14 protein-coding genes are annotated in these 16,720 nt (G+C 68.1%); 4 read left to right on the top strand and 10 right to left on the bottom strand.

Annotation, left to right across the window (positions count from 1 at the left end):
* Positions 1 to 155: 155 nt before the first annotated feature.
* The 8 genes from ARC23_RS16685 to pyrE all read right to left on the bottom strand — a co-directional run bounded on the left by ARC23_RS16685 (position 156) and on the right by pyrE (position 9,652).
* Complete coding sequence (locus ARC23_RS16685) at positions 156 to 869, bottom strand: response regulator transcription factor (RefSeq protein ID WP_057498231.1); 714 nt, start codon at positions 867 to 869, stop codon at positions 156 to 158.
* On the bottom strand, positions 850 to 3,510 hold the full coding sequence (locus tag ARC23_RS16690; protein WP_057498232.1) for a sensor histidine kinase: 2,661 nt from the start codon (positions 3,508 to 3,510) through the stop codon (positions 850 to 852). The genes ARC23_RS16685 and ARC23_RS16690 overlap by 20 nt, the downstream gene beginning before the upstream one ends.
* A gap of 51 nt (positions 3,511 to 3,561) precedes the next feature.
* Complete coding sequence (gene kdpC, locus ARC23_RS16695) at positions 3,562 to 4,212, bottom strand: potassium-transporting ATPase subunit KdpC (protein ID WP_057498233.1); 651 nt, start codon at positions 4,210 to 4,212, stop codon at positions 3,562 to 3,564.
* The gene (gene kdpB / locus ARC23_RS16700) at positions 4,209 to 6,266 is read right to left on the bottom strand and encodes a potassium-transporting ATPase subunit KdpB (RefSeq protein WP_057498234.1); all 2,058 of its coding nucleotides are present in this window, start codon (positions 6,264 to 6,266) and stop codon (positions 4,209 to 4,211) included. The genes kdpC and kdpB overlap by 4 nt, the downstream gene beginning before the upstream one ends.
* 10 nt (positions 6,267 to 6,276) lie before the next feature.
* Positions 6,277 to 7,986 (bottom strand): potassium-transporting ATPase subunit KdpA, encoded by a 1,710-nt coding sequence (kdpA, locus tag ARC23_RS16705; protein ID WP_057498235.1) that lies wholly within the window; start codon positions 7,984 to 7,986, stop codon positions 6,277 to 6,279.
* Positions 7,987 to 7,997: 11 nt separating this feature from the next.
* Complete coding sequence (locus tag ARC23_RS16710; protein ID WP_005407770.1) at positions 7,998 to 8,090, bottom strand: potassium-transporting ATPase subunit F; 93 nt, start codon at positions 8,088 to 8,090, stop codon at positions 7,998 to 8,000.
* Positions 8,091 to 8,311: 221 nt separating this feature from the next.
* Positions 8,312 to 8,974 (bottom strand): hypothetical protein, encoded by a 663-nt coding sequence (locus tag ARC23_RS16715; RefSeq protein ID WP_057498236.1) that lies wholly within the window; start codon positions 8,972 to 8,974, stop codon positions 8,312 to 8,314.
* Between the two features lie 18 nt (positions 8,975 to 8,992).
* Entirely contained in the window at positions 8,993 to 9,652 is a 660-nt protein-coding gene (gene pyrE / locus ARC23_RS16720) for an orotate phosphoribosyltransferase (RefSeq protein ID WP_057498237.1), read from the bottom strand.
* A gap of 162 nt (positions 9,653 to 9,814) precedes the next feature.
* Here pyrE and ARC23_RS16725 point away from each other — a divergent pair, with 162 nt between their 5' ends.
* The 3 genes from ARC23_RS16725 (at position 9,815) to ARC23_RS16735 (ending at position 12,224) form a co-directional block, all read left to right on the top strand.
* Positions 9,815 to 10,615: an exodeoxyribonuclease III gene (locus tag ARC23_RS16725; RefSeq protein ID WP_005420469.1), complete on the top strand. Its 801-nt coding sequence runs from the start codon at positions 9,815 to 9,817 to the stop codon at positions 10,613 to 10,615.
* Positions 10,612 to 11,916, top strand: coding sequence for an AmpG family muropeptide MFS transporter (locus tag ARC23_RS16730; RefSeq protein WP_057498238.1), 1,305 nt, complete (start codon positions 10,612 to 10,614; stop codon positions 11,914 to 11,916). Before ARC23_RS16725 ends, ARC23_RS16730 begins: the two co-directional genes overlap by 4 nt.
* 77 nt (positions 11,917 to 11,993) lie before the next feature.
* Positions 11,994 to 12,224, top strand: a complete 231-nt coding sequence (locus ARC23_RS16735; protein ID WP_005420465.1) for a hypothetical protein — start codon at positions 11,994 to 11,996, stop codon at positions 12,222 to 12,224.
* 79 nt (positions 12,225 to 12,303) lie between these two features.
* On the opposite strand, the gene ARC23_RS16740 is transcribed toward ARC23_RS16735, so the two are convergent.
* Complete coding sequence (locus tag ARC23_RS16740) at positions 12,304 to 13,431, bottom strand: anhydro-N-acetylmuramic acid kinase (RefSeq protein ID WP_080393104.1); 1,128 nt, start codon at positions 13,429 to 13,431, stop codon at positions 12,304 to 12,306.
* Between the two features lie 65 nt (positions 13,432 to 13,496).
* On the bottom strand, positions 13,497 to 14,969 hold the full coding sequence (locus tag ARC23_RS16745; protein ID WP_057498240.1) for a M23 family metallopeptidase: 1,473 nt from the start codon (positions 14,967 to 14,969) through the stop codon (positions 13,497 to 13,499).
* Between the two features lie 166 nt (positions 14,970 to 15,135).
* Here ARC23_RS16745 and tyrS point away from each other — a divergent pair, with 166 nt between their 5' ends.
* Positions 15,136 to 16,347, top strand: a complete 1,212-nt coding sequence (gene tyrS, locus ARC23_RS16750) for a tyrosine--tRNA ligase (protein WP_049431058.1) — start codon at positions 15,136 to 15,138, stop codon at positions 16,345 to 16,347.
* The last annotated feature ends 373 nt before the right edge of the window (positions 16,348 to 16,720 follow it).

A 16,720-nucleotide genomic window follows, 5' to 3' on the forward strand; every position in this document is an offset into this window, starting at 1 on the left:
GGCGGGGCGGTGTCGGAGTGCGGGGACGCAGCAAGTACGTCCCTGTAAGCTTGGCAGCCGCATCCATGCGGCTGACACCCCGCACTCCGACACCGCCCCACCCCTGACAATGTCCTGGAGCTGTTGGTAGGTGTCGACCGTTGGTCGGCACACCCTCATCCCTTGAATCGCAACCCCACGCCCGGCTCGGTGAACAGGTAGCGCGAATCCAGCGCCGAATCACCCAGCTTGTGCCGCAGCTTGCCGACCAGGATGCGCAGGTAATGGGTGTCATGCTGGTGGGTGGGGCCCCAGATTTCCTGCAGGATCTGCGGCTGGGTCACCACCCGCCCGGCGTTGCGCAGCAGCAGTGACAACAGTGCGTACTCCTTGCGCGTCAGCGCCACCGGCTCGCCATCGAGCGCGACTTCGCGGCGCACCAGGTCCACATGCAGGTGGCCATCGTCGAACACCGGTGGCGTGCCGTCGGTCGGCACGCTGCGCGTGCGCAGCAGTGCCCGTACCCTCGCCATCAGTTCCTGGGTACCGAACGGCTTGGTCACATAGTCGTTCGCGCCGTTGTCCAGCGCCCGCACCTTTTCCGTTTCACCGGCGCGTACGGTCAGCATGATCACCGGCACCTGGCTCCATTGCCGCAGCTGCTCCAGTACCTCGTGGCCCTCCATGTCCGGCAGGCCGATATCCAGGATCACCAGGTCCATGTCTTCGCTGGCCGCCATCTGCAGTCCCTGCTGGCCACTCTCGGCCTGGCGTACCTGGTAGCCTTGCGCGCGCAGGCTGATGTCCAGGAACCGGCGGATCTGGGTTTCATCATCGATCACCAGCACGCGCGGGGCCGGCGCGCTGGCATCAGTCGGAGTCGGGCTCATCGTGGGACGCTGGCTTGAGCAGGGGCAGGGTGATGCGGATCAGGGTACCGCGACCATCGCGTCCTGGCAGCGCCTGCACGCTGCCACCATGGGCGCCGATCATGCCCTGGCAGATGGTCAGTCCGAGGCCGGTGCCGTGGCGGCCGCGGTCACCGCGCTCGACGCTGTAGAACATATCGAAGATGCGTGCGCGCTCGTCGTCGGGAATGCCGGGGCCGGCATCGATCACGTCGATGCGCAGCTGCCCGTCCAGTTCGCGCGCCTGCACCTGCACGGCGGCCTCGGGCGGAGAGAACTTGGCGGCGTTCTCCATGACGTTGAACACGGCCTGTTCGACCAGTGCCGGGTGTACCCAGATCGGCGCCAGCGTCGAAGGGATGTCCAGCTCCAGCCGCACCTTTGGCTGGTAGCGCTGCAGGCGCCGTGCCGCCGAGCCGATCAGTTCGTCCACGCCGATCCAGTCGCGATTGATCTTCAGGCCTTCATGACCCAGCCGGGTCATGTCCAGCAGGTTCTGGATGTAGCGGTCCAGCCGCTCGCCCTCGACCAGGATGGTGTCCAGCAGGGCACGGCGATCAGCCGTATCCATCGCCGCACCATAGCTGGCCAGGCTGTCGGCCGAACCGATCATCGCGGCCAGCGGCGAACGCAGATCGTGCGATACCGAAGAGAGCAGGGCCGAGCGCAGGCGCTCGGTCTCGTTGCTCACGTGCGCCTGTTCCAGTTCGGCCACCAGACGGGTGCGCAGCGCGGCCTGGGCGATGTCATCGACCATCGCCTCGGCCAACTGGCGCTGCTCGGGCAACAGCCGCGCCTGGGCACCGGGCAGGTACAGGCCGGCTACGCCAACGGCACGATCCTCGCCGTCCAGCAGCGGCAGGAACCACCATTGCGCGCCGGCCAGGGTGTCGGTGAAGCGGCCGCTGGGCTGGCCATGTCGCAGCGCCCAGTCGGCCGCCGCCAGATCGGTGTCGCCAGGCTGGCTGCGCCCGCCGGTGGCGGTGTCGGCACCGATCCGCAGCCACGCCGGCACGTCCATGGCCTGTTCGAGTGCATGCCGCCCGGCTTGCGCCACCTCGCCATTGCCGGCCGCGCTGGCCAGCTGTCGGCCCAGCTGCTGGCGCGCACGCGCGTGTCGATTCGCCGCACGCAGCGCGATCACCTGCATGCGCAGGCGCGAGGCCAGGCGTCCGGCCACCAGTGCCGCGGCCAGGAACAGGAACACGGTGATCACGCCCTGGCGCGCACCGATGGCGAAGGTGAAGCGCGGCGCGATGAACAGGAAGTTGTAGGCGAGGAAGCACAGGATCGCCGCCATCACCGCCACGCTGGCGCGGGTACGCGCAGCGACCAGCACTACCGCCACGATGAACACCATCGACAGGTCGGCCATGCCCACCCAGTGTTCGGCCAGCCACGCCACGGCACAGGCCAGCGCAGTGGCGATCAGCGCCTGCACCGGCTCGTAGCTGATGCCGCGCGTGGGCGGCAGCAGACCCTCGCGGCGCGAGCGCGCCCGCGCCTGCGGGGTGCTGATGATGGTGATCTCGTAGTGCGCGCCGCGCTGGATCAGCTGCTGGGTCAGCGTGCGGTTGAACATCCGTGCCAGTGGCCGTTCGCGGGTACGGCCCAGCACCAGGGTCGATACGCCGTTGTGCGCGGCATGGTCAAGCAGGGCATCGGCGATGCTGGAGCCATGCAGCAGTTCGGCGTCACCGCCCAGCCGCCGCGCCAGCGCGAAGGCCGCATCGATCTCGCGCCGGGTCGCCTCGTCCTGGCGGCGGCTCTGCACGGTCACGACCGTCCAAGGCGCGTCGCGGCGCTCGGCGATGCGTCGCGCCACGCGCACCAGGTATTCGCTCTGGCCACCCCCATCGATGGCCACCAGCACGCCACGTCGCAGCGGCAGGTTGCCTTCGCCGCGCGCGGCACGGGTCTCGCGCAGGCTGCTGTCAACGCGGTCGGCGGCTTCCTGCATCGCCAGCTCGCGCAGCGCGGTCAGGTTGGCAGGCGAGAAGAACGCCTGCAGTGCCTGTGCGGCCTGTTCGGGCACGTACACCTTGCCCTGCTGCAGGCGAGCGATCAGTTCGCGCGGCGGCAGGTCGACCAGCACGATGTCGTGCAGGCGGTCGAGCACGCCGTCGGGCACGGTCTCGCTGACACGTACGCCGGTGATGCGCATCACCACATCGTTGAGGCTTTCCAGATGCTGGATGTTGACCGTGGTCCAGACGTCGATGCCGGCGTCCAGCAGTTCCATCACATCCTGCCAGCGCCGCTCGTGGCGGCTTCCGGGCGCATTGCGGTGGGCCAGCTCGTCCACCAGCACCAGCGCAGGACGCCGTGCAAGCACGGCGTCAAGATCCATCTCCTGCAGGGCATGGCCGTGGTAGGCCACGTCCTTCAGCGGCAACTGCGGCAGGCCTTCCAGCAGCGCCTGGGTATCGGCGCGGCCGTGGGTTTCCACCAGCCCGACCACCAGGTCGACACCGCGGCGCAGCTGTTCCTGCGCGCGGGTCAGCATGGTGTAGGTCTTGCCCACGCCAGGCGCTGCGCCGAGGAACACAGTCAGCTTGCCGCCAGCTTCGCGTTGCAGGCCTTCAACCAGGGCATCGGCCTGGCGGGTACGCACATCAGTCATGGGTGCCGCTGTCATGCCGGCCATTGTGCGCGCAGCGGGTGCAGGCCGGCATCACGGCGCCTTGGCCGCGTGGTCCAGGGCGAAGTTCAGCGTCACCACGTTCACCCGAGGCTGGCCGAACACGCCCCACTGGCGTCCTTCGGTATGTGCCTGCACCAGCGCCTGTACCCGTTCCACCGGCAGCCCGCGGGCGCGTGCCACGCGGGCCACCTGCAGCTGGGCCGCCGCCGGCGACAGCTGCGGGTCCAGGCCACCACCGGACTGGGTGACCAGGTCGGCGGGCACCTGCGCCGGCGCAACCCCTTCGCGTGCGGCCACGGCCGCCGCGCTGGCGGCCACGCGTTCTGCCAGGGCCGGATTGCTGCGCGCCAGGTTGGAACCGGCTGCCGCCATCGGGTCGTAGTTGGCGGCCGACGGGCGTGCCTGGAAGTAGCCGTCACCGGTGAACGGCTGCGCCAGCCACACCGAGCCGCGCACCTGGCCGTTGCCATCGCGCAGCAGGCTGCCTTCGGCCTGGCCCGGGAACGCCAGGCCGGCAAAGCCGGTGGCGATGCCGGCATAGACCGCACCGGCCAGCAGCAGCGTGGCCAGGCCCAGGCCGATGGCCGGGCGCCAGCTGGCGCCGTCCTGCAGGCTGGCCACGCGGGCCTCGGCTTTCGGTTCGCGGGACAGGGAGGATGAGGTGGAAACAGAACGGTTCATGCGCCGGATACCAGGACAAGAAGGAGGTCGATCAGCTTGATCGCCGCGAATGGCAGCAGCACGCCGCCGAGGCCGTACACCAGCATGTTCCGGCGCAGCAGCGCCGTTGCAGTGGCCGGGCGGAAGCGCACGCCTCGCAGGGCGAGCGGGATCAGCGCGGGAATCACCAGGGCGTTGAAGATCAGCGCCGCCAGCACCGCGTTGCGCGGGCTGGACAGCTGCATCACGTTCAGTGCGGCCATGGTCGGAACCGCAGCGGCAAACAGTGCCGGCAGGATCGCGAAGTACTTGGACACGTCGTTGGCCAGCGAGAAGGTGGTCAGCGCGCCGCGGGTGATCAGCTGCTGCTTGCCCACTTCCACCACCGCCAGCAGCTTGGCCGGGTCCGAATCCAGATCGACCATGTTGCCGGCTTCCTTCGCCGCCTGCGTGCCGGAGTTCATCGCCAGGCCGATGTCGGCCTGGGCCAGCGCAGGCGCGTCGTTGGTACCGTCACCGACCATCGCCACCAGGCGGCCGCCGGCCTGTTCCTGGCGGATGCGCGCCAGCTTGTCTTCCGGGCGGGCCTCGGCGATGTAGTCATCGACACCGGCCTCGGCGGCGATGGCAGCAGCGGTCAGCGGGTTGTCGCCGGTGATCATCACCGTGCGGATGCCCATCGCCCGCAGCTGCGCGAACTTCTCGCGCATGCCGTGCTTGACCACGTCCGACAGCTCGATCACGCCCAGCACGTGGCGGCCCTCGGCCACCACCAGCGGGGTGGCGCCATTGCGTGCCACCTGCTCGACGCGCCCGCCGAGCTCGGCGGGCACGCTGCCACCGAGCGCCTGCACGTGGTTGCGGATCGCATCCAGCGCGCCCTTGCGGATCTGCCGGCCATGCTCCAGATCGACACCGGACATGCGGGTCTGCGCGCTGAAGGCCAGATAGTCGGCATGGTCCGGCTCGGCGGTGGCGCAGCCCTGTTCACGGGCCAGGCGCACGATCGACTTGCCTTCCGGGGTCGGGTCGGCCAGCGAGGACAGCAATGCCGCTTCACGCAGCTGGCTGGCGTCGATGCCGGCCAATGGATGGAAATGGCTGGCCTGACGGTCGCCGTAGGTGATGGTGCCGGTCTTGTCCAGCAGCAGCACGTCCACGTCGCCGGCCACTTCCACCGCCTTGCCCGACTTGGCCAGCACGTTGGCGGCCAGCGCACGGTTCATGCCGGCGATGCCGATGGCCGGCAGCAGGCCGCCGATGGTGGTCGGGATCAGGCAGACCAGCAGCGCGATCAGCAGCAGCGGATCGACCTGCACGCCGACTGCGGCGCCGATGGCCGGCAGCGTCGCCACCACCACCAGGAAGGTCAGTGTCATCGCCGCCAGCAGCAGGGTCAGCGCGATCTCGTTCGGCGTCTTCTGCCGGTTGGCACCTTCCACCAGCGCGATCATCCGGTCCAGGAAGCTGTGGCCGGGCTCGGCGGTTACCCGCACGATGATCTGGTCGGACAGCACCTTGGTGCCGCCGATCACACCGGAACGATCGGTGCCGGCCTCGCGCAGCACCGGTGCCGATTCGCCGGTCACCGCCGCTTCGTTGATGGTGGCCAGGCCCTGCACGATCTCGCCATCGGCCGGCACCAGTTCTCCGGCACTGACGATCACGTGGTCACCCGGACGCAGCTCCGCGGCCGGCACCTGGGCTTCCGCGGCACCCGGCTGCGGTGCGGCCAGACGGCGCGCCACCAGGTCCTGTCGGGCACGGCGCAGCGACGCGGCCTGGCCACGGCCACGCGCCTCGGCCACGGCTTCGGCGAAATTGCCGAACAGCACGGTCACCAGCAGGATCGCGGTCACCGCCAGGCCGAAGCCCAGCGGCGCATTGCCGGTCAGGGTGACGATGGCGGCCACGATCGTGCCGGCCATCACCACCGCCATCACCGGGCTGCGTACCAGATGCATCGGCGACAGCTTGCGCACCGCTTCGACCAGCGCACGGCGCAGGCCGGCACCATCGAGCAGGGCAGGGCGCGGCGCATGGGTACTACGGGTTGAACTTGCATGACTACTCATGGGGGTGTCCTCAGTGCAGTCCCAGGCTCAGGTGGTCGGCAATCGGGCCGAGTACCAGCGCCGGCATGAACTGCAGCACGGTCAGGATGACGATCACCGAGACCAGGGTCAGGGCGAAGGTCGGGGTTTCGATCTGCAGGCTGCCGGCAGATTCCGGTGCCTGGCGCTTGGCAGCCAGCTGCGCGGCCACCACCAGCGGGATCACCAGCAGCGGGAAGCGGCCCAGCAGCAGCACCAGCGAGCAGCTCAGGTTCCACCATGGCGTGGCGTCACCCAGCCCTTCGAAACCGGACCCGTTGTTGGCGTAGGCCGAGACATACTCGTAGAACACCTGGCTGATACCGTGGAAGCCGGGGTTGGAGGTGCCGGCCAGGCCGGGCACGGCCAGGGTGATCGCAGTGAACACCAGCAGGGTGATCGGCTGCAGCAGCACCAGCAGGGCCAGCAGGCGCACCTGTGGCGTCTCCAGCTTGCGGCCGAACAGTTCCGGCGTGCGCCCGGTCATCAACCCGGCCAGGAACACGCCCAGCAGCAGGTACACGATGAACTGCTGCAGGCCGCAGCCGATACCGCCCCAGATCGCACTGACCAGCATGTTGACCATCGCGATGCCGCCACTCAGCGGCGCCAGCGAATCGTGCATGCCGTTGACCGAACCGTTGGAGACCTGGGTGGTCACTGCCGCCCACAGTGCGGTGCCCTCGGCGCCGAAGCGCACCTCCTTGCCTTCCATCAGCAGTGGGGTGGCGGCGCTGGCGCTATGGCCTTCGCTCCACATCATCGCGCCGGTGGACAGCAGCGACATGCCGAGCATGCAGCTGAACACCAGGACGCCGAAGCGTCGGCGGCCGGTGAACGCACCGATCATGAAGATCACCGCCATCGGCACCAGCAGGATGCCGAGCACTTCCAGCGCGTTGGACAGCGGCGTCGGGTTCTCCAGCGGGAAGCTGCTGTTCGGGCCATACCAGCCGCCACCGTTGGCACCCAGCTGCTTGGCCGCGACCATCGCGGCTACCGGGCCCAGCGGCAGTTTCTGTGCGGCCATGCCGGCGCTGGCGTCGATCGGCGCTGCCTGCGGGCCGCCGGCCATCGTCGAGGGCACGCCCTGGCTGGTCAGCAGCAGGGTCCAGGCCAGGCACAGCGGCAACAGAAAGCGCACGCACAGGCGCACCACGTCCACGTAGTAGTTGCCCACCGCCACCTGGCGGTCATCGCCGCTGCCCGTGGCTGCCGCAGCCTGCGGCGCTCGCGAGAACAACGCGCGCAGCGTCGCCACGGCCAACGCCAGGCCCATCATCGGCGTCACGACCTGCAGGCCGGTGATGCCGGTCATCTGCGAGAGGTAGGACAGCTGCGCCTGGCCCGAATAATGCTGCTGGTTGGTGTTGGTCAGGAACGAGATCATCGTGTGCAGCGCGGTATCCCAGCGCATGTTCGGGATCTGGTCCGGGTTCAACGGCAGCCAGGCCTGGGTCATGAACACGGCCTGGGTCAGCACCGCCACCACCACGTTGCTCAGCACGAAGGCCAGCACATAGCCGCGCCAGTTCATCGAGCGCGATGGATCGACGCCGAACACCCTGTACAGCGGCTTCTCGATCCAGTGGAACAGCACGTCGACCTTCATCGGCGTGCCACGCATCACCCGCGCCAGGTACAGGCCCAGCGGCCACGCCAGCGCAACGCTGACGGCAATAATGACAAGCATCTCAGTCATGTCAGGCTCCGTCAGAACGACTCGGGCCGCAGCACGACATAAAGAAGATAGGCGGCGGCGACCAGCACCAGCACGCCACACAACAACGACAGCCAGGGGGACATTGCAATAGCGTCCTGGTGGAACCCCTCCACCTCAGGCCGCCATCGTCGTCCTGCCGCCCATAAACGCACTACGCGCCGGACCGGGCCGGCGCGTAAAGAGTGCATAAATTCGGTGGCCCGACCCGTAACCAGGCGCCGCCTACCGTAGAGCCGAGCCCATGCTCGGCTGCTCTTTCCCAAGGTCACGCGGAGCCGGGCATGGCCTCGGCTCTACAGGTGAATCACGGGGCCTGGCTCGCCGGCGCCACGCCCTTCAGCTCGCGATAGCGCTGCAGGGTGCTTTCGATCTCGGCCTTCAACGCCTGCTGCTGTTGCGCGAACCCGGCCAGCAGCCGCTGCTGGGACTGCAGCTGCACGTGCCGCTGGCGGATCGCCTCGGCCTGCTTCTCGGCCACCGGGGCGCCCCCCAGCTCGCGATCGCCGGCGGCCGACAACAGCGCCACCAGCGATTCACGCATGCTGGCCACGTTGTACTCGGCGGTCTTGAGGTTGTTGTCCAGCACCTCTTGGCGTTCGGCAAACACCCGGCGCAGGTCGTCCTCACTGCCATAGGTGGACAGCATCGCCTGCTCGGTGCGCTGGCGGGTCTGCACGGCCATCAGGTCCAGCTGCTGCTGCGCCGCGGCCGTACTGGCCTCGGCGCGTTCGGCGTCGGTCAACGCGCGCTGGACCTGCGCATTGCGCAGGCCACTCTTCGCGTTGAACTCCTCGCGGGCGTGGTTGACCGCCTCGGCCGGCAGCGAATCACTGCAGATCCGTTCCTTGCCCTCGTTCCAGCAGTACAGCTTCTTCTCCACCTTGCCGGGGTCGCGCGACTGCGCCGGCACGGTGAACGGCACGGCCAGCAGCAGGCCGGTGAAGAGAACAGCAGGAACGCGGGACATGGCCTTTCCCCTGGGTGGTCAGCGGGTCGAACGAACGCCGTACTGGGCCCGGTAGGCTTCCAGCGGCTGCCGGTAACCCACAAGTTCCGGGTTGCCGGAGGCGAAATCAAGCAGGTCTGCCAGCGACGCCACGGCGATCACCGGGATGCCCGCCTCTTCGGCCACCGACTGCGCGGCCGAGCGGCGGTCGCTCTCCGAGGCGATCTCCTGGCGATCCAGCGCCACCACGATGCCGGCCGGGGTACCGCCGGCGCCGCGGATGATGGCCAACGCCTCGCGGATCGCGGTGCCGGCGGTGATCACGTCGTCGACGATCAGCACGCGCTTGCCATTCATGTCGGCGCCGATCAGCTGGCCGCCTTCACCATGGTCCTTGGCTTCCTTGCGGTTGAACGACAGCGGCAGGTCACGGCCGCGCTGGGCCAGCTCGCAGGCCATCGCAGTAGCCAGCGGAATGCCCTTGTAGGCCGGGCCGAACACTACGTCGTACTTGATCCCGGTGGCGTCGATGGCATCGGCGTAGCAGGCGCCGAGCTGGGACAGCAGCGAGCCGGAGTCGAAACGACCGGCGTTGAAGAAATAGGGGCTCAGGCGGCCGGACTTGAGGGTGAACTGGCCGAAGCGCAGGGCGTCGGCGGTCAGGGCCAGCTGCAGGAAACGGTGGCGGTGGTCGCTCATCAAAACTCGATTCATCTTCATTTGGAGCACAAATCCTAATCCAGCTGGGCCTTTCGCGCTCGTCCGGCCCGCTGTGGCGCGCACTACAGCCCGGCCTGGCGGACTGCGCAGCCCCGCGGGCAACCGGTATGCTTGCCCGGTTTCCCGCCGCAGGTCCCCCGCATGCGCATCATCAGTTTCAACGCCAATGGCATCCGTTCCGCCGCGACCAAGGGCTTCCTCGACTGGTTCCGGGCCCAGGACGCCGACGTCCTGTGCATCCAGGAGACCAAGGCCCAGGAAGACCAGCTGACCGACCCGATGTTCCGCCCGGACGGCCACCACTGCTTCTACCGCGACGCCATCACCAAGAAGGGCTACAGCGGCGTGGCCATCTACAGCAAGCGCGAGCCGGACCAGGTCATCACCTCGCTGGGCTGGGCCCCGTTCGACGACGAAGGCCGCTACATCGAGGCGCGCTACGGCAACCTCAGCGTGGTCTCCTTCTACATCCCGTCCGGCAGCTCGGGCGACCTGCGCCAGGGCTTCAAGTTCGAAGTGATGGAATGGCTGCGGCCGATCCTGGAGGAGTGGGCGCGCAGCGGCCGCGACTACGTGCTGTGCGGCGACTGGAACATCGTCCGCTCGGCGCTGGACATCAAGAACTGGAAGTCCAACCAGAAGAATTCCGGCTGCCTGCCGGAAGAGCGCGACTGGCTCAACGCCCTGTGCGCCGACCACGGCCAGGCCACCGATGTCGCCGCCGGGCGCGGCTGGGCCGATGCCTACCGCCTGCTCAACCCCACCGGCGAGGACTACACCTGGTGGAGCAACCGCGGCGCCGCCCGCGCCAACAATGTCGGTTGGCGCATCGACTACCAGTTCATCACCCCGGGCCTGCGCGACAAACTGCGTAGCTGTTCGATCTACCGCGACGAGCGCTTCTCCGACCACGCCCCGTTCACCGTGGACTACGACCTGTGACCGAGGCGGCCACGCCGGCCAGCTACAAGGGCTGGGCCGGGATCAAGCGCGCCTTCGGCACGCCCTCGGCCCTGACCATGGCCATGCTCGGCTTCGGCAGCGGCCTGCCGTTCCTGCTGATCGCCTCGCAGACCCTGTCCACCCGCCTGCGTGATGTCGGCCTGGACCTGGGCAGCATCGGCCTGATCAGCCTGGCCAGCTTCTTCTACCTGCTCAAGTTCCTGTGGGCGCCGCTGCTGGACCGCTACGCCTTCCCGCTGCTCGGCGGGCTTGGCCGCCGCCGCTCGTGGCTGCTGGTGTCGCAGGTGATGGTGCTGGTCGGCCTGGTGGCGCTGGCGTTCGTACGCCCCGAGCAGGGAGTGTGGCCGCTGGTGGCGTGGGTGCTGGTGGCCTCGTTCGCCGGGGCCACCCAGGATTCGGCGGTCGATGCCTACCGTATCGAGATCGCCCCGCAGACCGCCCAGGCTGCACTGGCCGCCACCTATACGCTGGGCTACCGGATCGGCCTGATCCTGGCCGGGGCCGGCGCGCTGTACCTGGCCCAGTTCGAAGGCTGGATCATTGCCTACCTGGCGATGGCCGCGCTGATGCTGCTGCCGATCGTCACCACGCTGCTGTGCGCCGAACCGGAACGTCCGGCCACCACCGTGCAGCGTCGCATCGACGTGGCCGAAGCATTCGTGCAGCCCATCACCAGCTTCTTCAGCCGCAATGGCGTGGCGCTGGCCCTGGTGCTGCTGGCCTTCGTCGGGTTGTTCAAGTTCCCCGACCAGGTCATCGGGGTGATGGCCGGTCCCTTCTATCTGGACTCGGGCTTCGACAAGGCCGACATCGCCACGGTGTCCAAGCTATTCGGCGTGTGGATGGGCATCGGCGGCGCCTTCCTGGGCGGCATCGCGGTGGCCGCATTCGGCTTCCGCCGCATGCTGCTGGTCGCCGCGCTGGGCGTAGCGCTGTCCAACCTCGCTTTCCTGCTGATGGCGCACAACCCGGGCAAGCTGTGGGCGTTCTACGCTGCGCTCAGTGCCGACAACCTGTTCCAGGGGTTCGCCGGCACCGTGCTGGTGGCGTTCATGTCCTCGCTGACCGACCGCAACTTCACCGCCACCCAGTACGCGCTGCTGGTGTCGCTGGCCAACCTGCCCGGCAAGTTCGTCGGTGGCGTGTCCGGCTACATCGTGGAAGCGACGTCGTACAGCACGTTCTTCATCCTCAGCTCGATCACCGTGGTGCCGACGCTGCTGCTGCTGGCGTGGCTGTGGCCGCGCATCGTCGACCGGACCCCGCCACCGGCGGCCTGATTGCCTGTCCGCCCGGTCTGCGGGATCATCGCCCCGACGCGCCGAGGGGGCGGTGCCTTGCGAACGGGGAAGTGAGCATGGCCGACGTTGTGCTGCGGGACCTGGACCCGCTGTTGCTGGAACGCATCCGACGGGTCGCCGTTGCCCGCGGCTGGACCCATGAACAGACCTGCGCAGCGCTGCTGGAGCAGGGCCTGTTCAGTAGTGAACTGGAGGTCCGCTCCGGCTTCGGCGATCCCGAAGTCGACGCCCTCTCCGATGCCATCGCCGCTCTGCAGGCCTTGCCCGCAGGGCAGGGCTTCGATTAGCGGCCACGCCGCAATGCTGTAGAGCCGAGCCCACGCTCGGCTGCCCGGTGGATCCACGCCATCCGTGGATGGCGCCACCTCACGCCAGATGGATCGCACCCAGGATCCGCGGCCCCTTGGCCCCGGTCACGCTCGGCAGGTTGCCGGCCAGCCCGTCCAGCGTCCGCTGTGCCAGCCACGCAAAGCCCATTGCCTCCACATACTCAGGGTCCAGCCCGTGCACTGCGCTGGATTCCACCTGCACCCCCGGCAGCCGCGCCGCCAGCCGTTTCATCAGCTGCCGGTTGCGTACGCCGCCACCACAGACCAGCAGGCGCCGGGTCTGCGGCTGCTGCGCCAGCAGCGCATCGGCCACGGTTGCCACGGTCAGCTCCAGCAGGGTGGCCTGCACATCGGCGGCAGCGTATTGGCCTTCGCCCATGTGCACCTCGGCCCAGGCCAGGTGGAACTGCTCACGGCCGGTGCTCTTCGGCGGTGGCAGCGCGAACCACGGGTCCGAGCGCCAGCCGGCCAGCAGGCCCTCGTCTACCGCGCCACTGGCAGCGTACGCACCATCGGCATCGAAGGTGCGGCCGGTATGGCGCTGGCACCAGGCATCCATCAGCGCGTTGGCCGGGCCGGTATCGAAGCCGCGCACTGCGCCTTCGCGCGGGATCAGGGTCAGGTTGGCGATGCCGCCCAGGTTCAGCACCGCACGGTCCTCATCGGCGGCGCCCAGCATGCTCAGGTGGAAGGCCGGCATCAGCGGCGCACCATGGCCCCCGGCGGCCACGTCACGGCGGCGGAAGTCGGATACCGTGGTGATCCCGGTCAATTCGGCGATGCGGTTGCCATCGCCCAGCTGCACGGTGAATGCCGGGTCGGCCAGTGGTCGATGGCGTACGGTCTGGCCGTGCGAGCCGATCGCACGCACCTGGCGGCGGTCCACACCGGCTTCGGCCAGCAGTTGGTTGGCGGCTTCGGCGAAGTTGATCGCGATCCGCGCATCCAGTTCGCCCAGCTCCTCCAGCGAGTCCAGCGGTCCGCCTTCGCCCAGCGCCACCAGCCGTGCACGCAGCACCGGCTCCCAGCGGGCGGTCAGCCCGTGCACGAAGCGGCAACCACCGCCGTCGGGGAACTGCACCAGCGCGGCATCGATGCCGTCGGCGCTGGTGCCCGACATCAGGCCAAGGTAGAGGGGGGCGTCGGTGTCGGCGGTGGTGTTCATGGCGGGCATAAAAAAAGGACGCGGCAAGCTTGGGCTGCCGCGTCCTTCTTCGTCAACGCAGAGGCTCAGCCGCGCTTGCGGCCGGTCGCCTGCTTGTCCTTGGCGCTGGCCACCTCGGGGGCGGCCTCGTCGCGGCTGGTCGGTGCCGGGCTCGCATCGGCGTAGATCAGCTTCTCCATGCCCTGGATGCGGGCCATCGCCGGCGCAGTCTGCGCGCGGAAGGCCACCAGCTCGCCGCCCTTCAGCGGCTCCGGCGGCGGCATGGTCACGGTCAGCGGGTTGCGGTGCTCACCGTTGACGCGGAATTCATAGTGCAGGTGCGGGCCGGTGGCCAGGCCGGTCGAGCCGACATAGCCGATCACCGTGCCCTGCGCCACGCGCTGGCCTGTCTTGATGTTCGCAAAGCGCGACATGTGCCCGTACAGGGTCGTGTGGCCGCGGCCATGGTCGAGGATCACCACGTTGCCGTAGCCACGCTGCACGCCAGCGAACTGCACGCGGGCGTCGCCGGCGGCCATGATCGGGGTGCCGGTGCGCGCGGCGTAGTCCACGCCCTTGTGCATGCGCATCTTGCCCAGCACCGGGTGCTTGCGCGCGCCGAAGGTCGAGCTCAGCCGCGCGAACGGGATCGGCATGCGGATGAAGCTCTTCTTCAGCGAACGGCCGTTGATGTCGTAGTACTCGGACTTGCCGTTACGATCGAAGCGGAAGCCGGAATAGGTCTTGCCACCGGTGGTGAAGGTCGCCGCCAGGATCTTGCTGGTGTCCACCTTCTCGCCTTCGCGCCAGGTCTCATCCATCACCACGCTGAAGCGGTCGCCCGGCTGCAGGTCCTTCGAGAAGTCGATGTCGTACTTGAAGATGTCGTCGGTCATCGTCGCGATCGCCGACGGCGACAGCCCGGCCCGGCGCGCGGCGGCATACAGCGAACTGGTGATCTCACCGCTGGTGACCACGGTGCGCGTGGAGGTCTCGCGCTGGGTCACCTTCTCCTTGATGTCATCGCCGTCCAGGCTCAACTCGACCCGGTGGTCGGCATCGCGGTCGAAGCGGATGCTGCGCAGGTCGCCGGACAGCGGCATATCGAAGGCGATCTCGGCCCCCGGGCGCAGCTTGGTCAACGCCTCACGTGCGCCGGGGTGGTCCAGCACCCGGTGCAGGGTGGTGGCCGGGATGCCGGCCTTGTCGAACAGATCGCTCAGGGTCTGGCCGCGCTGCACGCGCAGCACCTGCCAGCTGTCGCCCGGCACCTGCTGCTGGCGGGCCAGGGCCAGCGGCGGCAACGGCAGCGCCAGGCTGGTGTGGCTGTCGGCGAACGGCGCGTCGATGGTGTGCGAGAAGCCGGGGACGATCGTTGCCACCAGCGCACCGATGGTCGCGAACAGGCTGGCATGCATCCAATGGCGCCGGGTCCAGCGTTCATTGAAGGCGGCGGGCAGGTGTTGCCTGAGCTTCCGATGCAGGGCGTTGTCGTGCAGGACGTGAAGGCGTTCCTGGAAGCGCTGCTTGCGTGCGCGCCCTTGTTCGGAGTTGTGCATCGGCGATTTTTCCTGACGGTCCGGGAGCACGGACCTAAACGCCGGTTACCATAGACACCTGAGAAAACCGCGTCAAACCCTTGTGCCCATTGGCTTTTGTGAAGCCAATCGGGTTAACTTTGCTTTAACACCCCACACAAGAATCGGCGTTGCCGGGAGTAGTCACGTGTCCTCGATTGAAGAAGCCCTTGCCCTGATCGGCCGTGGTGCCGACGAGATCCTCAAGCTCGAGGATCTGCGTGCGCGCCTGCAGGAAGGCCGTCCGCTGCGGATCAAGGCCGGCTTCGACCCCACCGCGCCGGACCTGCACCTGGGCCACACGGTGCTGCTGAACAAGATGCGCCAGTTCCAGGACCTCGGCCACCAGGTCATCTTCCTGATCGGCGACTTCACCGGCATGATCGGCGACCCGTCCGGCAAGAGCCTGACCCGCAAGCCGCTCAGTCGCGAGGACGTGCTGGCCAACGCCCGCACCTACGAGGAGCAGGTGTTCAAGGTGCTGGACCGCAGCCGTACCGAAGTCCGCTTCAATTCGGAGTGGTTCGGCAAGATGGGCGCGGCCGACATGATCCGCCTGGCCGGCCAGCACACCGTGGCGCGCATGCTCGAGCGCGACGACTTCGCCAAGCGCTATGCCGCCCAGCAGTCCATCGCCATCCACGAGTTCCTGTACCCGCTGGTGCAGGGCTACGACTCGGTGGCCCTGGAGGCGGACGTCGAGCTCGGCGGCACCGACCAGAAGTTCAACCTGCTGATGGGCCGTGGCCTGCAGGAACATCACGGCCAGAAGCCGCAGGTGGTGCTGACCATGCCGCTGCTGGAGGGCCTGGACGGCGTCAACAAGATGTCCAAGTCGCTGGGCAACTACATTGGTATCAGCGAGCCGGCCATCGACATCGTCACCAAGACCATGAAGGTGGACGACACCCTGATGTGGCGCTGGATCGAGCTGCTGTCCTTCGACATCAGCCAGGCCGAAGCCGTGCAGCTGCGCGAGCAGGTGGCCAACGGTGGCCTGAATCCGCGCGTGGTCAAGCTGCGCCTGGCGCGTGAACTGGCAACCCGCTTCCACGACGCCGCAGCGGCCGAGCAGGCCATTGCCGGCTGGGAAGCAGCGGTGACCGGGCAAGGCGACATCACCCAGCTGCCGCTGCAGGATGTGGCGATCCCGGCCGAGGGCCTGCGTATTGCTGCACTGCTGACCGCGGCCGGCCTGACCCCGAGCAATTCCGAAGCCAACCGCAAGCTCAAGGAGCGCGCGGTCAAGGTAGACGGTGAAGTGGTCGAAGACGGCCAGCAGGTGCTGCAGCCGGGCTTCGAGGGCCTGCTGCAGGTCGGCAAGCGTACTTTCGCCCGCGTGCGCCTGGTCGCTGCCTGAGACAAGGGAAGGGCCGGCGCCAGCCGGCCCTTCCTTATGCTCTTGTAGAGCCAAGCCCACGCTTGGCTGCGCTTCGCGGGTTCCTACCGCGGCGCGATGGATGAACGGATGCAACATCCGGTGAAAAAAATCGCCACACCCCCTTCACAAATGATGGGAATAGGGACATACTTCTCCTCCCCCGTCGCAGGGGTCGCCACCAAGGCGCTTCAGCGACAACAGGGCGCCCACCACCGCCGAACGAGATGATCGAACGAAGGTGTTGACGGACTGAAAAAGTCTGGCATAATGGGCGGCTCGCTACGAAGGAAACTTCGCAGCACACGGGAACGGCGCTGAGGCCGCTTCCCCGGATCTTTGAAAGTATGCGCAG

The organism is Stenotrophomonas beteli (assembly GCF_001431665.1).
Taxonomy (GTDB): Bacteria; Pseudomonadota; Gammaproteobacteria; order Xanthomonadales; family Xanthomonadaceae; genus Stenotrophomonas; species Stenotrophomonas beteli.

Bases quoted from the DNA above. Each gene is read 5' to 3' on its own strand.
- kdpB (WP_057498234.1), bottom strand. From the start codon at position 6,266: ATGAGTAGTCATGCAAGTTCAACCCGTAGTACCCATGCGCCGCGCCCT.
- ARC23_RS16725 (WP_005420469.1), top strand. From the start codon at position 9,815: ATGCGCATCATCAGTTTCAACGCCAATGGCATCCGTTCCGCCGCGACC.
- pyrE (WP_057498237.1), bottom strand. From the start codon at position 9,652: ATGAGCGACCACCGCCACCGTTTCCTGCAGCTGGCCCTGACCGCCGAC.
- ARC23_RS16745 (WP_057498240.1), bottom strand. From the start codon at position 14,969: ATGCACAACTCCGAACAAGGGCGCGCACGCAAGCAGCGCTTCCAGGAA.
- ARC23_RS16690 (WP_057498232.1), bottom strand. From the start codon at position 3,510: ATGACTGATGTGCGTACCCGCCAGGCCGATGCCCTGGTTGAAGGCCTG.
- ARC23_RS16740 (WP_080393104.1), bottom strand. From the start codon at position 13,431: ATGAACACCACCGCCGACACCGACGCCCCCCTCTACCTTGGCCTGATG.
- kdpA (WP_057498235.1), bottom strand. From the start codon at position 7,986: ATGACTGAGATGCTTGTCATTATTGCCGTCAGCGTTGCGCTGGCGTGG.
- ARC23_RS16735 (WP_005420465.1), top strand. From the start codon at position 11,994: ATGGCCGACGTTGTGCTGCGGGACCTGGACCCGCTGTTGCTGGAACGC.
- ARC23_RS16685 (WP_057498231.1), bottom strand. From the start codon at position 869: ATGAGCCCGACTCCGACTGATGCCAGCGCGCCGGCCCCGCGCGTGCTG.
- ARC23_RS16710 (WP_005407770.1), bottom strand. From the start codon at position 8,090: ATGTCCCCCTGGCTGTCGTTGTTGTGTGGCGTGCTGGTGCTGGTCGCC.
- kdpC (WP_057498233.1), bottom strand. From the start codon at position 4,212: ATGAACCGTTCTGTTTCCACCTCATCCTCCCTGTCCCGCGAACCGAAA.
- ARC23_RS16715 (WP_057498236.1), bottom strand. From the start codon at position 8,974: ATGTCCCGCGTTCCTGCTGTTCTCTTCACCGGCCTGCTGCTGGCCGTG.